At 58.4% G+C, this 3,677-nt stretch carries 3 protein-coding genes; 1 reads left to right on the top strand and 2 read right to left on the bottom strand.

All coding sequences use genetic code 11. From position 1 onward, the window contains the following. Positions 1 to 750: DHHA1 domain-containing protein (locus CAGGBEG34_RS08595; protein WP_042688453.1), on the top strand; the 750-nt coding region annotated here is incomplete at its 5' end. Here the strand turns inward: CAGGBEG34_RS08595 and CAGGBEG34_RS08590 are convergent. Together CAGGBEG34_RS08590 and CAGGBEG34_RS11845 are read right to left on the bottom strand one after the other, a co-directional pair. Further along, positions 715 to 3,384, bottom strand: coding sequence for an ATP-binding protein (locus CAGGBEG34_RS08590; protein WP_006683269.1), 2,670 nt, complete (start codon positions 3,382 to 3,384; stop codon positions 715 to 717). The two genes, CAGGBEG34_RS08595 and CAGGBEG34_RS08590, sit on opposite strands and share 36 nt — an antisense overlap. 42 nt (positions 3,385 to 3,426) lie before the next feature. Then, positions 3,427 to 3,677 (bottom strand): transposase (locus tag CAGGBEG34_RS11845; RefSeq protein WP_042688452.1); only part of this gene is annotated, 251 nt, incomplete at its 5' end.

Below are 3,677 nucleotides of genomic sequence, written 5' to 3'. Positions count from 1 at the left end.
CAACTGAATGAGATGAATCGCGCGCGGCGCGACATTGAAGCCGATATGCAAGCGGAGGCGCTCGCGTATCTGGAGCGCATGAAGCCGCTGCAGACGGATACGCAGACGACGCTGACCTTATTCGATCCTCATTGGCACCAAGGCGTGATTGGCATTCTCGCCGCGCGCCTGAAAGAACGTTTTTTCCGCCCGGTGATCGCGCTTGCGCCCGCCAATCAGGAGGGCGCGCTGGTCAAAGGTTCGGGCCGTTCGGTAAATGGCCTTCATCTGCGCGATGCGCTTGACTGGATTTCAAAGCGGCACAAAGGGCTGCTGTTGCAGTTCGGCGGGCATGCGATGGCCGCCGGGCTGACAATGCGCATGGAGGAGGTGCCGCGTTTTCGCGCGGCCTTTGAAGAAGCGGGCCGCGCCTGGCTGGGCGAACGCGCGCCCGCGCGCGTCATTGAAACCGATGGCGATCTGGAAGACGCCTATTGCACGCCGCAATTTGTCGCGTTGCTGGATGCCGCCGTATGGGGCCAGGGGTTTGCCGCGCCGCTCTTTACCACCGAGTTTGAAGTCGTCACGCAAGGCTTGGTGAAAGAACGGCACTTGAAGCTCACACTCAGACGCGCGCATGCGCAATATTCCGCGATCTGGTTCAACCGGACCGAACCGTTGCCCGCGCGCGTGCAGTGTGTCTACCGGCTGGCGCGCAATGACTGGAACGGCGTCTTAAGCGTGCAGCTCGTGATCGAATATGCGCATTGAAAAATGCTCTAGTTCAAGCTCAAGCCGCTGCGCAAACAATTCCAGCGCGCGGGCAAGAGCGCGCGCCTCCGTGCGCAATGCGTCATCGGGGGCATGTTGCGCGCTGGCGCGTAATGTATCGAACTGCGCAGTAAAGGGCGTATGTCCAAAAATGGCGAATGCCCCGCTTTGCCGGTGAATCCATTGCCGCAGCCGCGCGCGGTCAAGGGGCGGCGGCGCATTGAGCTGCTCATGCAGCCTGACCAGATCAGCGCGCAGCGACTCTGCCAGGGTCAAGAGCAGCGCGCGCAATTGCGCGGGATGATCTCGGTAAAGTGGTTTGAGCGACTGGATCAGCGTGTCTAGAGCATTTTTCAGCGGCTTGCCCTGCGCAGCGATGCGCTCGCCGTATGAGCTCGCTGAAAAATGCTCTAAGTCCTTATCGTCCTGCGCGTCTGGTTCTCGATGCGCGCCAGAAGGCGCAATCCATTGGCGGATGCGCTGCGCGAGCGTGTCGAGCTGGACGGGTTTGAGCAGGTAGTCGTTGATTCCCGCTTTCAGACAGCGCGCCTGTTCCGAGCGCAATGTATTGGCGGTAATCGCCAGAATGGGCAATGATTGCGCGGCATGGATGGCCTTCTCGTTTGCGCGGATGTGTTCAGCAAGCTGGTAACCGTCCATCTCCGGCATCTGGCAGTCGGTGATCAATAAGGCATACGAATGTTGCGCCAGCGCGTCAAGCGCCTGCGCGCCATTTTCCACGGTATCGCATGTATAACCGAGCTGTGTTAATTGCTGTCGCAGAAGCAGCCGGTTGACCGGATGGTCTTCGGCGACCAGAATGCGCGGCGCGCTGGCGGGCGGGCGATGGGGATGGGGCATTTGTTCACGGTCGTGCGCCTCTACACAGAGGGGCGATGCAGGATTGGCGGATTCGTCGGGCGGTTGCAGATACATCGGAAATTCAACGCTAAAGCGCACCGTGGTGCCGCGGGAAGGCGCGCTTTCGATCGAAATTTCTCCGCCCATCAGCTTGACCAGCCGCTGGCAGATCGAAAGACCCAGACCAGTGCCGCCGTAGCGACGGCTAATCGATGGCCCCGCCTGTACAAAAGGTTTAAAAAGCGATTTCAGTGCATCGGGGGCGATGCCCACCCCGGTATCCGACACCTGGAATATCAGTTTTTGCGATGCCGGGCGCGCACCCGCCGCGGCGGCAATCGATAGGCAGACCTGACCGGACTCCGTGAATTTAATCGCATTGGAGAGTAGATTCACCAGAATCTGCCGCACGCGCACCCGGTCTCCCACGATCCGCGCCGCCACATTTTTGGCAACGGCGACGCGCAATTCGAGTCCTTTGGCGCGCGCCTGGCCGGCCAGCAGGCCCGCCACGCTATCGCACAGCGCGCGCAGATCGAAGGGCCGGCGCTCAATCAGAAGCTGCTCGGCCTCTATTTTGGAGAAGTCGAGAATATCATCCAGAATCTGCAGCAGCGCCGCCGCGGATTCATGCACCATATCCAGCATCTGCCGCTGCTCGGCGTCCGCCTGACGATGACGCAGCAGTTCGACGAGGCCAAGCACGCTATTCATCGGCGTGCGGATTTCATGACTCATCATCGCCAGAAAAGCGTCTTTGGCGCGCTCGGCGCGGCGCCGCCGCCTCATTTCAACCCGCAGCCGCAGATAACCGTAAAGCAGCGCAGCAATCACCGCGAACAGGACAAGCGCGACCGGCGCGAGCTTGCTTAACACGGAAGACCAGTTCACATTATGGTGTGCGGCCAGCCACCGGTTGCGGATACGTTGACGCTCTTTTTTGGGCAATGCCTCAAGCGCCTGATTCAGAATCGGCGCCAAACGGCAATAGGGTTTGGCGATCGCAAAGGCGAGCCTTTGTTTGAGACTCGTCGATCCAGAGATCGAGAGCGTATCGCCGAAGATTTTGCGGATATTCAGATCAATGCTGGCCAGATTGCCGACAAAGGCGTCTGCTGATTTATGCGCGACCCGATACATCCCCTGATACGTCGATGGCGCGCGCACAATGCGAATGGCAGGCACATCGTTTTCAAGCGCTTGTGCAGCGGCGTCATCGATCACCGCGACGCGGCGTTCGGCCAAATCGGATTTGCGTTCGAGTGGCAACGCATCCTGCCGCACGACGATCATCAGCGGGTCCGATGCATAATCGACGGTGAAGTCGAACAGGTCAGAGCGGTCATCAAAAATCGCCGAAGCGGCGAGGTCCAGTGTGCCTGCGCGCAACATGCTGATCGCCTGCACGGCGCTCTCGACCGGAATCCGTTTAAAATGCAACCGCAATGCGCGCTCAAAATAGTCGAGATACGCATCCGATAGACTGTGCAACTCATCGCTGCTTTGGCGATCGCTGGATAAAGCTCTGTAGACGCCGGCTCTTAAGGGCGGCAGCGTCGCCAGCCAGCGTTGATCCTGAGCGCTGAGCGAGGTCAGCGTGAATTTCTTCGTCTCTCGTTCAATGGGAGGGGCAAAGTCAGGCGGTTCAGTGGATGCTGGATTGCGCAGCGTCTGGCCGTGTGCGCAAACGTTGAGCGCGAGCGCGCACAGACAGACGCAAAAACGGCCTAGCGCCACAACCCGGTAGTTGCGAAACAACTTGCTCTGTTTCAAGGGCAGTGTCCGAAATTTTGTGTGAGAGGCTGGGTTACAAAACTATTTCATTGCATTTGTGAAAGGTTCACCGAATAAGATGGCGAATGGATTGGCCGTCTGCTTCCAAATGACGGGGGCATTTTGCATTTTTTCTGCATGTTTTGCAAAGCGAGCAAGCGCAATTTTTGCGGCTTGATCATTGGGGAAATGCCCCCGATTTTTAACGATTTTACGCAGTTGCATGTGCAGACTTTCAATCGCATTGGTCGTGTAAATCATTTTCCGAACTTCAGGCGGATAAGCAGAAAGGA

Origin of the sequence: Candidatus Glomeribacter gigasporarum BEG34 (assembly GCF_000227585.1) — a bacterium.
Classification (GTDB): Bacteria; Pseudomonadota; Gammaproteobacteria; order Burkholderiales; family Burkholderiaceae; genus Glomeribacter; species Glomeribacter gigasporarum_B.
This window is presented reverse-complemented; position numbering and strand designations above follow the sequence as displayed.